The sequence below is a fragment of the Arthrobacter pigmenti genome (genome assembly GCF_011927905.1).
Classification (GTDB): domain Bacteria; phylum Actinomycetota; class Actinomycetes; order Actinomycetales; family Micrococcaceae; genus Arthrobacter_D; species Arthrobacter_D pigmenti.
Genome location: NZ_JAATJL010000001.1, coordinates 2,308,312 through 2,323,864 on the forward strand (window position 1 = coordinate 2,308,312; position 15,553 = coordinate 2,323,864).

Annotated in this window: 14 protein-coding genes; 5 read left to right on the forward strand and 9 right to left on the reverse strand. The window is 60.5% G+C overall.

Going from position 1 to position 15,553, the window contains the following annotated elements; genetic code table 11:
* The 3 genes from BJ994_RS10645 to BJ994_RS10655 all read right to left on the reverse strand — a co-directional run bounded on the left by BJ994_RS10645 (nucleotide 1) and on the right by BJ994_RS10655 (nucleotide 4,613).
* On the reverse strand, nucleotides 1-1,044 hold the full coding sequence (locus tag BJ994_RS10645) for an ABC transporter permease (protein ID WP_167993973.1): 1,044 nt from the start codon (nucleotides 1,042-1,044) through the stop codon (nucleotides 1-3).
* Nucleotides 1,041-2,582 carry an ABC transporter permease gene (locus BJ994_RS10650; RefSeq protein WP_167993975.1) on the reverse strand — a complete coding sequence of 514 codons (1,542 nt, stop codon included), beginning with the start codon at nucleotides 2,580-2,582 and terminating at the stop codon, nucleotides 1,041-1,043. Before BJ994_RS10650 ends, BJ994_RS10645 begins: the two co-directional genes overlap by 4 nt.
* A 216-nt stretch (nucleotides 2,583-2,798) precedes the next feature.
* The gene (locus BJ994_RS10655) at nucleotides 2,799-4,613 is read right to left on the reverse strand and encodes an ABC transporter family substrate-binding protein (protein WP_245192285.1); all 1,815 of its coding nucleotides are present in this window, start codon (nucleotides 4,611-4,613) and stop codon (nucleotides 2,799-2,801) included.
* A gap of 395 nt (nucleotides 4,614-5,008) precedes the next feature.
* Between BJ994_RS10655 and BJ994_RS10660 the strand changes: the two genes are divergently transcribed.
* Both BJ994_RS10660 and arfB read left to right on the forward strand, forming a co-directional pair.
* A complete protein-coding gene (locus BJ994_RS10660) occupies nucleotides 5,009-5,377 on the forward strand; it encodes a hypothetical protein (protein ID WP_167993979.1) in 369 nt (122 codons plus the stop codon).
* 96 nt (nucleotides 5,378-5,473) lie between these two features.
* Nucleotides 5,474-5,914, forward strand: a complete 441-nt coding sequence (gene arfB / locus BJ994_RS10665; RefSeq protein WP_167993981.1) for an alternative ribosome rescue aminoacyl-tRNA hydrolase ArfB — start codon at nucleotides 5,474-5,476, stop codon at nucleotides 5,912-5,914.
* A 203-nt stretch (nucleotides 5,915-6,117) separates the two neighbouring features.
* Here arfB and BJ994_RS10670 read toward each other — a convergent pair whose 3' ends face one another.
* Nucleotides 6,118-6,804, reverse strand: coding sequence for a Type 1 glutamine amidotransferase-like domain-containing protein (locus BJ994_RS10670; RefSeq protein WP_167993983.1), 687 nt, complete (start codon nucleotides 6,802-6,804; stop codon nucleotides 6,118-6,120).
* Nucleotides 6,805-6,951: 147 nt separating this feature from the next.
* Entirely contained in the window at nucleotides 6,952-8,037 is a 1,086-nt protein-coding gene (gene ychF / locus BJ994_RS10675) for a redox-regulated ATPase YchF (RefSeq protein WP_167993985.1), read from the reverse strand.
* A gap of 85 nt (nucleotides 8,038-8,122) precedes the next feature.
* Here ychF and BJ994_RS10680 point away from each other — a divergent pair, with 85 nt between their 5' ends.
* Nucleotides 8,123-9,376: a DNA recombination protein RmuC gene (locus BJ994_RS10680; protein ID WP_167993987.1), complete on the forward strand. Its 1,254-nt coding sequence runs from the start codon at nucleotides 8,123-8,125 to the stop codon at nucleotides 9,374-9,376.
* 46 nt (nucleotides 9,377-9,422) lie between these two features.
* Here the strand turns inward: BJ994_RS10680 and BJ994_RS10685 are convergent, their stop codons facing one another.
* Together BJ994_RS10685 and BJ994_RS10690 are read right to left on the reverse strand one after the other, a co-directional pair.
* Complete coding sequence (locus tag BJ994_RS10685) at nucleotides 9,423-10,508, reverse strand: 4-hydroxy-3-methylbut-2-enyl diphosphate reductase (RefSeq protein ID WP_167993989.1); 1,086 nt, start codon at nucleotides 10,506-10,508, stop codon at nucleotides 9,423-9,425.
* 76 nt (nucleotides 10,509-10,584) lie between these two features.
* On the reverse strand, nucleotides 10,585-11,460 hold the full coding sequence (locus tag BJ994_RS10690) for a hypothetical protein (RefSeq protein WP_167993990.1): 876 nt from the start codon (nucleotides 11,458-11,460) through the stop codon (nucleotides 10,585-10,587).
* Nucleotides 11,461-11,637: 177 nt separating this feature from the next.
* Here BJ994_RS10690 and xseA point away from each other — a divergent pair, with 177 nt between their 5' ends.
* Nucleotides 11,638-13,032: an exodeoxyribonuclease VII large subunit gene (gene xseA / locus BJ994_RS10695; RefSeq protein WP_167995973.1), complete on the forward strand. Its 1,395-nt coding sequence runs from the start codon at nucleotides 11,638-11,640 to the stop codon at nucleotides 13,030-13,032.
* Complete coding sequence (locus BJ994_RS10700; RefSeq protein WP_167993992.1) at nucleotides 13,029-13,292, forward strand: exodeoxyribonuclease VII small subunit; 264 nt, start codon at nucleotides 13,029-13,031, stop codon at nucleotides 13,290-13,292. Before xseA ends, BJ994_RS10700 begins: the two co-directional genes overlap by 4 nt.
* A 100-nt stretch (nucleotides 13,293-13,392) precedes the next feature.
* On the opposite strand, the gene BJ994_RS10705 is transcribed toward BJ994_RS10700, so the two are convergent.
* A complete protein-coding gene (locus tag BJ994_RS10705; RefSeq protein WP_167993994.1) occupies nucleotides 13,393-14,247 on the reverse strand; it encodes a PPK2 family polyphosphate kinase in 855 nt (284 codons plus the stop codon).
* Between the two features lie 38 nt (nucleotides 14,248-14,285).
* Complete coding sequence (locus BJ994_RS10710) at nucleotides 14,286-15,503, reverse strand: pyridoxal phosphate-dependent aminotransferase (RefSeq protein ID WP_167993996.1); 1,218 nt, start codon at nucleotides 15,501-15,503, stop codon at nucleotides 14,286-14,288.
* Between the last annotated feature and the right edge of the window lie 50 nt (nucleotides 15,504-15,553).

Sequence of the window (15,553 nt, forward strand, 5' to 3'; positions counted from 1 at the left end):
TCAGGCCGGCTTCTTCGGCTCTGCAGCCTTTTTGGCGTTGAACTTCTTCTGACGTGGGTCAAACGCATCGCGAAGCCCGTCACCAATGAAGTTGATCGACAGGCAGATGATCACGATGAAGAGCCCAGGCCACCAGAACAACCAAGGACGGGTATTGAAAGCCGCCTGGTTGTCGCTGATCAGGCTTCCGAGCGAGATATCCGGAGCTTGAACACCGATTCCAAGGTAAGACAGCGCGGTCTCAAGAAGAATCGCCGAAGCCATCACCAACGTGGTGTTGACGATGATGACGCCGACAGCGTTGGGCACGATGTGCTTGAAGATGATTCGGCTGTTCGAGGCACCGGCAATTCTCGCTGCATCCACGAACTCGCGTTCACGCAGAGAGAGGAACTCGCCACGGACAAGACGGGCAAGACCAGTCCAGATGATGAAGCCGACGAAAATTCCGAGCAGGATCACGCCCGCGCTTCCACCGAAAATCGTGTCAAAGAAGGTTCCAGGTCCGGACAAGCTCCGCCCAAAAGTTCCCAGCACCGCTGCGATGATCACAAGCGGGATGATGATGATGACATCGGTCAGTCGCATCAGGACGGTTTCAACCCAGCCGCGGAAGTAGCCGGCAACGCCGCCGATTACTACCCCGATCAGGCCGCCCACGAATCCGATGATGAACATGATGATCAGTGAAAGTTGCGCCCCGCGCATCGTCATGGCGAAGAGATCGCGTCCGACCCGGTCTTGTCCGAACGGGTGATCGCCGAATGCGAACCACGATCCTGGATTTCCTAGTTCCGGGCTCCATGTAGGTTCGCCAGTGGGAGTCGCGAGCCTGGGAGTTTCAACATAGTTCCACTGCCACCAGCCTGGAATGCCGGCGTAGCCGACTGAGGTGAACGCGAGAATCACGACACAGGCGAAGATGATCAGGCTCACGACCGCTGCCGTGTGACCGAAAAAGCGTTTCCGGACTATCTGTCCCTGGCTGAGACCCTTGGCCTCTTCGGGTTGCTGCTGCTTGGTTTCTTGTGCGGTAGTGCTCATGCTTTCACCCTTACGCGCGGGTCAAGTACGGAGTAGACAAGGTCGGCCACCAGGTTGAATACCAGAGCCACGATGCCAGTGATCAGGAAGACGCCCATCACCGGGTTGAGGTCGCGCGCTTGCAAGCCATCAATGAACAGCTGGCCCATGCCGCTGAATGCGAAGACGTTCTCGGTGATGATGGCTCCGCCAATCAGCCCGCCGATGTCGAAAGCGACCAGGGTGGCCAGCGGGATCAGCGCGTTACGGAACGCATGCCGCATGACGACGGTTCGCTCACCTAAACCTTTTGCACGAGCGGTGCGGATGTAGTCCTGGTTCATGATCTCCAACATCGACGCGCGGGAATACCGGCTGTAGCCTGCAAGCGAGATCAGCATCAGCGCAATGGTGGGAAGCAAGAGGTGCGTATATATATCGATGCCGCCAACCCAGAAGTCGCCCTCCAGGTTTGGAGTTGAGGAGCCAATGGTGGCGATGGGGCGACCGTTGATTCGGTTGTTGTCGAAGTAGTCCGGCCAGGATTGCATGAACCGATCGAGCAGGATGAGGAAACCCATCAGGAACGCGGTGAGTCCAGCGGCGTTCATGTTCTGGCGCTTGTCATAGCCGCCCATGAAGTAGCCGACTACCAAGCCGATCAGCACCGTTGCGACAGCGAGCAGGATGACCATCAAAAGGGTTGCGCGATCCAGCAACGGCTGCACCGCGAAGTAGGCAATGACGCCGATTCCGACCACGATCAGGGAGCTGTAGAGGGCCTTGCGATTCTTCAGCCCTGCGGTGAGGAGAGTTACACCGTATGCAATGCCTACCGAGAGCAGCGCAATGACGATCGGTCCGAAGCCTGGGGTGAGGAACCAACCAGTGAAGTCGAGGAACCAGACGAGAGCGAACGCGAAGGCAAATCCGATGGCGGCCCAGAGAAGCTTCCGCTTCATGGTTCCACCCGAGGTCAAGAAGAAGAGGAATCCAGCTATTAATCCACAGATAATAGTGGCTGCAAAACTTATGTCTGGTTCGGCCAGAAAGTTATTGAAGCCAATCGCACCGAATTCCTTGAGTAGCACGGCTACCCAGAAGACCGGGAGCGAGAAGAAAAGAAAGGCCATCATGGTTACGCCATAGTCAAGGCCGCTGTACTGCCGGAGCGCAGTCACGATGCCGAGCGTGATGCCAATGATGATGGCGAGCACGGTAGCGGCTGATACGAGCAGGATGGTTTGTCCCATCGCGCGGCCTAGCAGCTGGGTGACCTCGATGCCGGTGACGCTGTTTCCCAAGTCGCAGGTAAGCGCGAAGGGGACCAGGCACTTCACTGCGCCTGATAACCACGCAAAGTAACGAAGAACAGGCGGTACGTCGAGATCCAGCAGTTCAATGCGTTGTTGGATCAACGCCTCTCTGTTAGGGGCGTTGCTCTGACGCAAGTCCTCAAGTGGGTCGCCTGACAGCGCAGTCAAGACGTACACGAGGAAGGATGCGCCAAAGAGGATGAGCACGGCGGCGATCAGCCGCCGGACAATATACGTCAGCATAGTTTGTGAGCCTCAGTGTTGAGCGTTGGGCAAGTGCCCGGAGGTGCCCCGGATGATGCCGGGTTGTGGCAAGAAGTGTAATGCACGTTACGTTCCAGCTGAATTTGGGAATCGCCAATCAGTGTCGATTCGTTCACTGCGGCAGGAAGCGTTGGGACGCTGCTGCGTCCCAACGCTTCCATTACCTTTGGGTCCTAATGAGCTGGAACCGGCCGCTTACTCAGCGATCGACCACTCCCAGAAGTTCCACCAGATACCGGTCTGGTTGCCCATGTACTCGGTTCCTTCGATCTGATCGCTCAGAGCGTTGATACCAACAGACTGGAACAGGGGCAGACCGAAGCCGGTCTCAAAGAGAGCGGTGTCGACCTGGATCTGCAGCTCCTGCTGCTGGGCTTCATCGGTAGTGATGATGAGCTCGTCCATTGCTGCCTGAGCTTCTTCGTCACACCACTGAGCGTAGTTCGACGCAGATCCGCAACCGTACAGCTGAGGTACGCCGGTTACGCCGACGCCCGTGCTGATCCATCCGAAGATGGTTGCGTCCCAACCCGATCCACCGTTGGCCAGAGCTGCACCCCACTCTGCACCGGGAAGGCCACCGTCGACAACCCGGAAGCCGGCCTGCTCTGCACTCTCAGCGATAAGGGTGTAGGCATCTACGCGGTTCGGGTTGTCCGCATTGTACATGATGCGAACTTCGGGCGTTGCGCCGCCAAGCAACTCGGTAGCGCGCGCGATATCGACCTCAGCGTAAGCATCAGACCCATTGGTTTCGATAGCTGCGTTGTAGCCATCTGTCCCGAAGTCAAAGATGTGCGAGTTTCGCGGTGCAGCCTCAGGGTCCAATGGACGGATAGTTGCGTCGACGATTGATTCACGGGGAATGGTCAGCATGAATGCCTCACGGACCTCAGGGTCCTCGAAGACTCCGCCCTGGAAGATGTCGATGTGGTCGAACGACAGCTCCGGGCCGCGCTGGATCTCGATGCCATCGATGGCCTCAAGCGCGGTCAACGTGTCAGCAGATGCCTGCGGCTGGATGATGTCGACTTCACCGTTTTGTAGCGCCAGCACCTGTGCATTGGCGTCCGGAATGTACCGGATGGTGATTTCTTCAACTGCCGGGACCGGTCCCCAGTTGTAGTCCTCGTTACGTACCAGCGTCATTGACTGGTCCGGAACCATGTCCTGGACAATGTACGGTCCGGTGGACAGGTACAGGCCCTGATCAGTGGGAAGCGTAGTGGTGTCGAACGCCGTATTCCAGTAGTCCGCGACCGCCTGAAGCTCGGGGCGCTCCTCCGGGTTCTCTGGGTCACCTGCAGGAGCGGACTGGAACAGCTCGATCAGTGCGTCTCCGTCAGCCAGGCCGCCGCCCGTTGCGACAACGTGAGCGGGAGTATCGAGAATATCGAACGCTGACTCCCAGTCGGCGTAAGGCTCTGAGTACACGAGAGTGATCGAACGGCCGTCTTCACCAATCTCGGGCACATCCGTGAGACCGAGGCCCTCGGTCGAACCAGCGTAGGTAAAGTAGTCAACCCCCGTTTCGTCGCCCTCGACTTCCGGATCCGGATCAGAAAGGTCGTTGTAATGACCGGAGGTGACTGCCCAGGCAAGCATCAGATCATCGGCGTCGACTGGTTCTCCATCGGACCAGGTGACGCCCTCGTTGACCGTGTAGGTGATAGTGAGTGGATCCTCGGATACAAGCTCGTAGGTGCCGAACTCCTCCCGGGGAACAAGTTCGTACTCGTTGCTGATGTAGTTGAATCCGCTGTGGGTCAGGTAGCTGACTTTGCCGTTGATATCAACGTTGCCAGTGGCGCTGTCCGAGTTGAATGAGGTGAACGGGTTGACCTCAGCAACGGTTACGGCGCCGCCGGCCGCTTCGTTACCGCCACCGTCGGTGCCAGTGTCGTCGCCGCCGCCGCTTTCAGCGCAGGCGCTCAGTGCAAGTGCAGCAATTGCCGCTACACCTACGGCTTTGGAAGTACGTCCGAAACGCATTCCGCCTCCTAGTTTCATGTTGTGGAAGATGTCCTTCATGGTTTTACAAAGGACTGACACGCACTCTGATGGTCAAAGTGGCGTGCCTCACATGATGAAAAGCCTAAGGGGTAATTGTTACTACTAGGTATCGAAAGCTAGGAGGGCCAGGTGTTGTTACCGAGATGCAACCAAAGATGCCCCTACCGACACCCGTCGGTTACCGCGCAGATGCCCTACGGTGATGTTCCTGCGCCTGGACTCTGAGGCGAATTTCTACCACGTTGCCACGGTTGGAAGCCCCAGAGGAGTCGATCTTGCCGATTGCAAGACCATCGTCGCGGGTGAGTGACGAGCCGTCGGCGATCTCTCCTGGGCTCGGTCTCGGTGAAGCGCCGACTACTCCCTTACACCGGCTGCTGTAGAGTCCCCACATGCCAGCATCCAGGAACGCCGTCCTCACCATCGCGGCCGATGGTGTGGGTGCGGTCTCCGCAGCTCTCGGTGGCCTACTGACCGTGGCCCCGCTGACGGGCGGGCGGTGGCTCGACTTAACTCGCACTGACGTTCGATATCGACGCGTACTTGGAATGGCAGACCTTGTCCTCGGCATCACGACCTTGGCCGGACGGTCGTCACGTTGGCGGTGGCGTGCTGTTGCGGCACGCTCCCTGCTTCACCTTCTATTCGGGCGCGAGTACATGCGAAAAGACCGCAGGCGCAATACCGTCACGATGTTTGCACTGTTCGTCATTGACGCGGTGATTGCAATGGGACTGCGCGGGGCACGTCGTTCCATCTGAGCAGACGTCCCGACGATGGCTTACGCACCTAGCGTCTGCTGTTTCTAACCGGCGCTGATCGCAGCAACTGTTTCGGAGTTGGGGCACAATAATCGTGTGGACAACTTGCGTGTACCCGCGGGGCCCGGCGCGCCCCGCGGCCTCCGGGTACCGGCGGGGGAGCTGGTCGAGCAGTTCTCCCGAGCATCCGGCCCCGGCGGCCAGAGCGTCAACACGGCCGACTCCCGTGTGCAACTCAGTCTCGATCTAGGCACAACATCAGCGCTCAATGAGGTCCAACGGGAACTCGCCATTTACCGGCTCTCCGAAAGGCTCTCGGGCACAGTACTTACCATCAGCGCCTCCGAGCACCGCTCCCAACGGCGCAACAGGATTGCGGCGCGGCAACGCCTTGCCGCGATCCTGCGAGAGGCAGTGGCTCCCGCTGTCATCCGGCGACCGACCCGCCCGACGATTGGCTCGCGACGTCGTCGCCTGGAAGGAAAACGGTTGCGCTCCGAGATCAAGCGCACCCGCAGTCGCCCTGACCCCGAATGAGCTGCCCGATTGGTGGAGCGCGGCGGTCAGACAGTCCACGGTTGAGCGGCTCGACACGGGTACCGGCGAATTCCTGACGGTGGCTTGCTTACCCAGATGCCAAAACGGGGACGTGGTGCCCGAGTCGCAGGTTCGGCTTCGCCATGGGTAGTCGAGCACCTCGCGCAGCCCGGAACGAAGGCTGCAGTCCGACCGCGCAAGGATCACGCAGGGAATAGCTTCCAGGTCCCTTCGGAGATGACGTCGATCTTGCCATTTTCGACACGGAGCGCAGTGTCGTCATCGATTGCGTAGACGGGGACCGGGATCCGATCTGCCCAGCGTCCGATGTTCTCGAGGGTCGTGTCGGGCATTTCAGGGTTCCCGAGGTGCGGGTACAGCGCGACGTCGACATGCCCGAGCGCTCGCTCGGCGTCCCGTCCCATATCGCTGTCCTCGGGGACGAACTCCAGATCGAACTCGGCGTCGCAGTTATACGGAGTGACGGCGATGCTCCCTGCACTCACCCCGACGTATACGGAGTCCTTGAGGGTCAGCAGGAGCTCCGCGAGACCTGATTCACGCATCCAATGAACCAGATAGAGCACGTCCCCGCCGTACACGAGAAGGGCGTCAGTCTCCTGCACATCCGGCACCCAGGCCTCGTCGCGGAGGGTAGGAAGCGCTGTGAGCTCGAGGACGCCCAAGGACTTCCACCCGAGCCCTGCCAACGGACTCGACGCCGCGCCGGTGATCGCATCGCGGGCCATGCCGCTGCCGCCGGGAAAGGGATACATGCCTGTCGCGACGATCAGCGCGCTGGCCTCGGCGATGGGCTTGCCGAGCAGGTCGACAAGCGCTTGCTCGATGCTCGGATTGCTGATCCCGCCCGATGTCAGGAGGTGCTTCACGAGTGCTCCGATCTCTGCGGCGGCCGTGCCAGCACGTAGTAGGGAAACTTACCTGAGGACTTCGCCCGAGGAGGCTGAAAGCCGGATTTCTCGAAATTGCCTGAGCTGGCCGAGGTCATCCCTGACAGATGTCTGACCGGAACCCAACTACACGTTGAATCTGAACTCCACCACGTCCCCGTCTGACATCACGTACTCTTTGCCCTCGATGCGGACCTTGCCACGGGACTTCGCTTCTGCCATCGACCCTGCAACAACCAGGTCGGCGAAGGAGACAACCTCAGCCTTGATGAAGCCGCGCTGGAAATCGGAATGGATCACTCCGGCCGCCTCGGGAGCGGTAGCGCCCTTCTTGATGGTCCAGGCACGAGCCTCCTTCGGACCCGCCGTGAGGTAGGTCTGAAGCCCGAGTGTGTGGAATCCAACGCGCGCCAGCTGGTCAAGGCCGGACTCTTCCTGCCCGTTCATCTCCAGCATCTCCCGCGCCTCTTCCGGGTCCAGTTCCACGAGGTCAGCTTCGAGCTTGGCGTCGAGGAAGATGCAGTCGGCGGGTTCTACCAGCGCGCGGAGTTCCTTCTGCCGCTCATCGCTCCCGAGTACTGCGTCATCCGCATTGAATACGTAGATGAAGGGTTTCGCCGTGAGCAGGCTCAGTTCCCGAAGGTGTTCCATTTCCAGCTTGTCCTGTGCAATCGAGGAGAAAATGGTGTCACCGCGCTCAAGGACTGCCTGTGCCGCTTGCATGGCGGACAGCTGCGCGGCCTCCCGCTTCTTGATCTTGACTTCCTTCTCCACGCGCGGGATCGCTTTCTCAAGCGTCTGCAGATCCGCGAGGATGAGTTCGGTGTTGATAGTTTCCATATCCGAGACCGGATTCACTGCGCCATCAACATGCACGACGTCGGGGTCATCGAACACCCGGACAACCTGAGCTATCGCTTCAGCTTCGCGGATGTTCGCGAGGAACTGGTTGCCAAGCCCCTCACCCTCAGATGCACCCTTCACGATCCCGGCTATGTCCACGAAGGAGACGGTGGCAGGCAGGATGCGCTGCGAACTAAAAATCTCTGCGAGCTCACCGAGCCGCGGGTCCGGCAGGCTGACCACGCCAACATTCGGTTCGATCGTTGCAAACGGATAGTTCGCAGCGAGAACGGTGTTCCTGGTGAGCGCGTTGAAGAGGGTTGATTTGCCGACGTTGGGCAGTCCGACGATGCCGATAGTAAGAGCCACGGAAAAATAGTCTACCGTCGGTGCCCGTGGCCGCCGCGCCGCTACGTCAATCAAGAATGTCACCGGCACCTGCAATGGTTGATCCATGGACGGATTCACGCTTCTCTCGATCATTCTCGCGGCTCTACTTGGCGTCGGCATTGGCGCAGGCGTTGCACTCGTTCTCTCACGTCGGTCTATTACCGACCTGCGCACTGAACTGGACGACGCCGGGGAAAGGCTTGGGCGGGCTGTGTCGGCCTGCGCTGCGGCTGAGGGCGAGAACCGCATCCTTCACGAGCACAACCGTCGGCTTACTGAGCAGTCGGGTGAGGAGCAGTCCGTCCTTCGTGCGCTGGCGCCTCTCGCGGACAAGCTGGGGCAGGTCCAGGCACAGGTAGGGCAACTGGAGCGGGAACGCGCGCAGCAGTTCGGCCACTTGGCACGGCAGTTGCAGGAAGCGCAGCTCTCCGATTCCAAGCTCTTGTCCACCACCCATTCGCTTGCGTCTGCGCTACGCAGCAGCACGGCGCGTGGTCAATGGGGTGAAGTGCAACTGCGCCGCGTGGTCGAGGCAGCGGGAATGCTTCCGCGCGTGGACTTCCATGAACAGACAACGTTCACGATCACTTCGAAGGAATCAGCCTCCACGGCACGGCCGGACATGGTCATCCAGCTTCCGGGGAACAAACAGATCGTCGTTGACTCCAAAGTGCCACTAGCGGCGTACCTGGAAGCGCAGAGTTCCATCGAGGACGGCGATGAACAACAGGTCGCTGCAGAGGAACGCCGTCGGCAGGATCTTCTCCTGCAACATGTGAAGGCCGTGCGGGCGCACGTTGACGCACTGAGTCGCAAGAAGTATTGGGAGGGCGCAGCCAACTCTCCCGATCTGGTGGTGTGCTTCATTCCTGTGGAGTCCGTATTGTCGGCGGCGCTCAACACTGACCCAGCACTGTTGGACTATGCCTTTTCGCGCAATGTGGTGCTCGCCTCCCCTGTGTCGTTGCTGGCGATCTTGAAGGGTGTCGCGTTCAGCTGGCGCCAGGATGTGCTGACGGAGAACGCCAAGGAGTTGTACGACCTGTCGCGCGAACTCTATGAGCGGCTTGGCACAATGGGTTCGCACATCACCCGGTTGGGCAGCTCTTTGAAAAGCTCCGTGGAGAAGTACAACTCGTTCGTCGGCACCCTCGAGTCACGGGTGCTGCCGACAGCCCGACGTATCAACGCCTTCGAGCCCGCTGATGTCGACGCTCCTCTATCGACCCAGACTGTAGAGACAACGCCAAGGCTATTGAGCGCGCCCGAACTCATCGATTCTGAGACCGGCTCGGAAGCTGAGGAACGCTCCGCTTAGCTGGACGGATCACTCAGGCGACGGTTGCGGCACTCAAGAGTCATTATCAGGAAGTGGGTCGCTGGCCGCGTCCGCCAAGCCCGCTCGATGGGTCGCCCATCGCCTTCAGCGCAGCCCTGATCTCCTTGGGCAGGGAGAAAATGATGTCTTCCTCGGCAGTGACCACTTCCTCGACATCGGCGTAGCCGTAATCTGCCAGCAATCGAAGGACGTCCTGAACCAGGTTCTCCGGCACAGAAGCTCCGGAAGTAACTCCAACTGTGGATACTCCCTCGAACCAGGACTCGTCCACCTCATTAGCGAAGTCGACACGATAGGAGGCCTTTGTCCCGTACTCGAGCGCAACCTCAACCAGCCGAACGGAGTTGGAGGAGTTCGACGACCCCACGACAATCACCAAATCGGCATCAGGGGCAATCTTCTTGATCGCTGCCTGGCGGTTCGAAGTCGCATAGCAGATGTCATCGCTGGGCGGATCCTGGAGCGTGGGAAACCGCTCCTTGAGCAGCGCGACGGTCTCCATGGTCTCGTCAACGCTGAGGGTGGTCTGAGAAAGCCAGATCACCCTGTCCGGATCGCGGACCGATACCTTATCCACGTCCTCCGGACCGTTGACTATCTGGATGTGCTCAGGTGCCTCACCCGAGGTTCCCTCTACTTCCTCGTGCCCCTCGTGACCAATCAAGAGGATGTCGAAGTCGTCACGCGCGAACCGGACCGCTTCACGATGCACCTTGGTGACAAGCGGACAGGTGGCGTCAATGGTTCGGAGGTTGCGGTCTTCCGCAGCCTGCACCACAGCCGGCGATACCCCGTGCGCCGAGAACACCACAAGCGCCCCCTCCGGGACCTCGTCAGTCTCCTCGACGAAAATGGCGCCCTTCTCCTCGAGGGTGGACACCACGTGGAGATTGTGAACGATCTGCTTCCGCACATACACGGGCGGGCCGTAATGGTCGAGCGCCTTCTCCACAGCAATGACAGCGCGGTCCACTCCGGCACAATAGCCTCGGGGAGCGGCAAGCAGCACCTTGCGGGACCCGGAAACGGGCGTTGCTGCGTGCACTTCTTCCGGCGTTCGGCGCTTCCTGGGCACCATGGGCATGGGAACCGGCACTGCTGTGGTGGACATATCTCCATGCTAGCGGCCTACGCTGCGCTACCCGCCCGGGAGCTACTCTCTGTCCGCTCAGAGCCGAGCGGTCCGGTCAGAGCCGAGCGGTCCGCTCAGACGGAAGCCGCCTGCGCCGAGACCCGCTCAGAAGGCGTGCGGCAAGCCCAGCAACCGCCAGCAGCAATCCGACCGCAATAGCGGCAAGACACCAGGCCTGGAAACCGTCAGCCGCACGAACGGTCAGCGCATCCTTGAAAACGTCCGCGACCGCGTTCGCGTCAGCGGTTCGATCAACGATTTGTGGAGCAAAGCCCGCGACGAACCAGAGGAGCGCTCCACCCAGCACGACTCCCAGGCCTAGTACTGCGAGGGTGGTGCTTCGCCGTCGGGCGATCAGAAGACTCAACACCGCTCCGATCGCTGCCGCCGCCGTAAGAGCGGGCCATAGTGAAGCGGCAGTTTCGACGCGCTCCAGGAGAGCTCGATGGTTTGCCTGACCGATGTTCACCAGTGTCTGTTGAGGCGCCGGCACATCCACTCCGAATTGGTTCCCGATCTCCGTTGTTACCAGCGCAACCAACGGTGCAACGTCCAGGGTGAACGAGGAGCTCGCGTCCGCCTCCGGCGGGAGTTGCCTTGAGTCGGCGAAGGTCAACGAGTGTGAACGCGTGAGAGTCTCATCCCACGCCTGCTCGAAGCCGGGCAGTTCCGTGATCCGCTCAGCTATCCCAGCGACAATCGGCTGGACGGTTTCCGCAATACCGGATGGCAGGTCCACGCCGGCAGTCGCTTCCTCGGAGAGCGCGTCAGCCAGTGCTTGCGTGAACTCAGGGTCTTCGCTGAGAGGAGACGCCAACTGTACGAATCCCTCCTCCGAGACCACATGCGCGGCAATCCAGGCGCTCGGCAGGGCGAGAACACCGAACACCACCGTAAAGAGGACAAAAAATGCCGATCCTACTGTTCTCATGAGCTCCCATTCCACCAGTAGCGCGTTCTTCCGATTATGCCCGCTTCATGACTTGCGATCCGCTCTACTCCTGCACAACAACAGTCCAGGTGCCACTGTTGTCGGGAGCACCTGATAAACATTAACTACAGACACCGCCCGCCAGGAGGGCAGGTGGTACGGGAGGACAGACAGACAATGAACGACGACGGCGCGTCGCTGGGCACCGCGATCGCGGCCGCTCCGGCTGGGGCGGCGGATCCATCCTCCCTTCCCGAAACCGCCGCTGAGACATCGGCGGACCGCCCCTGGCCCCTGCATGTGCTCTCCGAAAAGCTGAAGGCGCACATCGAACGCGCTCCAGCCGCTTGGGTGGAGGGTCAGGTCATTGAACTCAACAAACGCGGGACCATGTGCTTTGTCACCCTGCGCGATATCGACGCCGAGATTTCCCTTTCCCTTACCGTGTGGGGGACGGTGATGGACCGGCTGTCAATACCGCTTGAGCGCGGTTCACGGGTGGTCGCACGTCTGAAGGCAGACTTCTGGGTGAAGTCAGGGCGGCTGTCCATGCAGGCCTGGGACATCCGCCCCGTCGGGTTGGGAGACCTGCTCGCCAGAATCGAGCGGCTGCGACAATCGCTCGCTGCCGAAGGCCTGTTCGCTTCCCACCGCAAGAAGCCGCTGCCGCTGCTGCCGCACCGGATCGGGCTCATCACAGGCCGTGATTCCGATGCCAAGAAGGACGTGCTGCGCAATGCACGCCTTCGCTGGCCCGCGGTCGAATTTGAGATCCGGGAAGTTGCTGTCCAGGGCGTGAGCGCTGTTTCCCAAATGCGCTCTGCCCTGTCGGAACTGGATCGGATGCCTGGCGTGGATGTCATCATCATTGCGCGCGGCGGAGGGTCTCTGGAGGACCTGCTGCCCTTCAGCAATGAGGACCTCGTGCGCGCCGTCAGTTCGGCCACCACTCCCATTGTCAGTGCGATCGGCCACGAAGCTGACCATCCGCTGCTCGACGACGTAGCGGACCTTCGGGCCTCAACGCCCACCGATGCCGCCAAGCGCGTAGTGCCGGAGGTCACCGAGGAACTTCAGCGCATCAGGCAAGCCCGCACCCAGTTGTCCCGCTGCGTCGCGCAACTCGTATCCCGCGAGTCAGAACGCCTCACCCATCTGCGTTCCCGGCCCGTCCTCGCCCAGCCCATCGGCATGGTGACTGTGCGCCACGAAGACCTGCTGCGGATCCGCAAGCGGATAACCACGGCGATGGACAGCGCGGTCGCGAGGGAAGCAGACCGTGTGCTTCACCTCCGGGCGCAGGTACGTTCACTATCCCCCCAAAACACGCTCGACCGCGGCTATGCCGTAGTTCAGACAGAAGACGGCAGCGTAGTCCGGGAGGCGGAAACCGTGGCTCCGAGCTCGATGTTGGCTATCAGGGTGGCCAGTGGCAGATTGGCTGCCCGCACCGTTGGCGTCGACGGTGCGCCCGGGCAACCCGGCATGTCGGCTCCTGAAACCAGCAGCAAGAAACGCCCGACCAAGAAACGAGGCTCGGTGCGGCAAACAGAGAGTAAGGAACCAGAATGACCATCGATCCTTCACCTTCTGCAGGTGCTGGCCTGCCGCCGGTCTCCGAGCTGAGCTACGAGGATGCCCGCGAACAACTGGTCAAGGTTGTCAGCCAGCTCGAAGCCGGAGGCGTCAGTCTTGAGCAGTCGCTCGCGCTATGGGAGCGCGGTGAAGAACTTGCGGACCATTGCGAACAATGGTTGGAGGGAGCCCGGAAGCGCCTCGCCGCGGCCAGGAGTCAGCCGGAAGAGCAAGGCGGCTCCCAAACCCAGGCGTAGGGGGATACAACCAGGTGTCGGCCTGCAGCTCGGTACGCAGTGCACCAGACGAAGACTTATAGGTGCAGGCCTTCATCCAGGTTTGAAACACACCTAGCCTTCAGCTCGCCGCAAGTCTTGCTTTCTCGGCAGCCACATCGAAGGTGGCCTTTGGCCAGCTGAGTTGCATGCCGGTCAACACGTCGATCAGCAGTTGTTGAACCGCGATCCGCGCGTACCACTTCCGGTCGGCAGGCACTACAAACCAGGGAGCGTCGGGGCTGCTGGTGCGCTCGATCGCAGTCTGGTAGGCACGCTGGTACTCATCCCACAGCGCGCGCTCCTCAAGATCACCCGGGCTGTACTTCCAGTGTTTGTCCTTGCGTTCGAGCCGCTTGGAGAGTCGTTTCTTCTGCTCTTCCTTGCTCAGGTGCAGCATCACCTTGATCACGTGTGTCCCCGAGCTCACCAGCCCCGCCTCGAACTCCCGAATCTCCTCGTAGCGCTCTTCGATCACCGGAGGCGCCGCCAGCTTACGCACGCGTGCAATCAACACGTCCTCGTAATGCGATCGGTCGAAGACCCCGATCATGCCGGGACCCGGGAGCTCCTTCCTGATCCGCCAGAGGAAATGGTGGCGCTTCTCCGCCGCTGTCGGGGACTTGAAGGCGTGATGGTGGACGCCCTGAGGATCCACGGCACCGACCACATGGCGGACAATTCCGCCCTTACCCGCCGTGTCCATTGCCTGCAGAATCAGCAAAACCGAAATTTCACTCCCAAACCGGCTCTCTGCGAACAGCTTCTCCTGAAGCCCGGACAGTGCTTCGCGACCCGCAGCGAGCCGCGCCTGTCCAGCCTGCTTGCCGCCGTCGAACCCTGGTTTCGATGCAGGGTCCAGCTGATCCAGGCGGACATCCGGCCCGGCAAGCAGCGCCTGGCTCGGGGAGACACTGAAATCAGGAACAACCTGCATTGGAACCTCCTGGTGCGGCGCGAATGGACACTACTGAATCAGGGTTTGTACGTACTCAGGAACTCTGCGAGACGTCCGATCGCATCCTCGATGTCCTCAACGCTCGGCAGGGTAACCATCCGGAAGTGATCGGGATTGATCCAGTTGAACGCGGTTCCGTGGGAAATGAGAATCTTCTGCTGCTTCAGGAGATCCAGGGCGAACTTCTCATCGTCCTTGATCGGATAAACCTCTGGATCGAGCCGGGGGAAGAGGTAGAGCGCCCCCTGCGCCAACTCGCACGAGACACCGGGAATTGCGTTCAGCAACTGGTACGCCTTGTCTCGCTGCTGGCGCAAGCGTCCACCCGGGAGGATAAGGTCGTTGATGCTCTGGTAGCCGCCCAGAGCCGTCTGAATCGCGTGCTGTGCCGGGACATTGGCGCACAGGCGCATATTGGCCAGCAGATTGATGCCCTCAATGTAGTCGGCCGCCCGATGCTTCGGGCCGGAAATGGCCATCCAACCACTCCGGAACCCCGCGATCCGGTAGGCCTTGGACAGGCCGCTGTAAGTCAGGCACAGGACGTCGTCGCCGGTGACCGACGCGGCATTCACGTGGACGGCGTCGTCGTACAGGATTTTCTCGTAGATCTCGTCTGCAAAGATGATTAGGTCGTGGCGACGCGCGAGCTCGACAATCTGTTCGATGACCGCCCGCGGATAGACGGCCCCGGTCGGGTTGTTCGGGTTAATGAGGACAATGCCGCGGGTCTGCGGGGTGATCTTGGATTCCAGGTCCTCGACATCCGGCCACCAGGAGTTGCTCTCATCGCAGAGATAGTGCACGGCGGTTCCGCCTGCGAGGCTCACCGAAGCGGTCCACAGCGGATAGTCCGGAGTGGGAACGAGGATTTCCTCCCCGTTGTTCAGCAACGCCTGCAGTGAGAGGGTGATGAGCTCGCTGACGCCGTTCCCAAGATAGACGTCGTCAACGTCAATATTCTGGATCCCGCGGCCCTGGTAGTACTGCACCACTGCTGTGCGGGCAGAAAAAATCCCGCGGGAATCGCTGTAGCCCTGCGCGTTGGGCAGGTGACGGATCATATCGACGAGGATGGCGTCGGGTGCTTCGAATCCGAACGGAGCGGGATTCCCGATATTCAGCTTGAGGATGCGGTGGCCTTCCGCCTCCATGTACTTCGCGTGCTCAAGCAGCGGCCCCCTGATGTCATAGAGGACGTTCTGGAGCTTATCGGATTGCTTGAATTCGGCCATCAATAAAGGATGCCACAGCCCGGGCCCGCCCAGCCGCATTGTGATCAAGC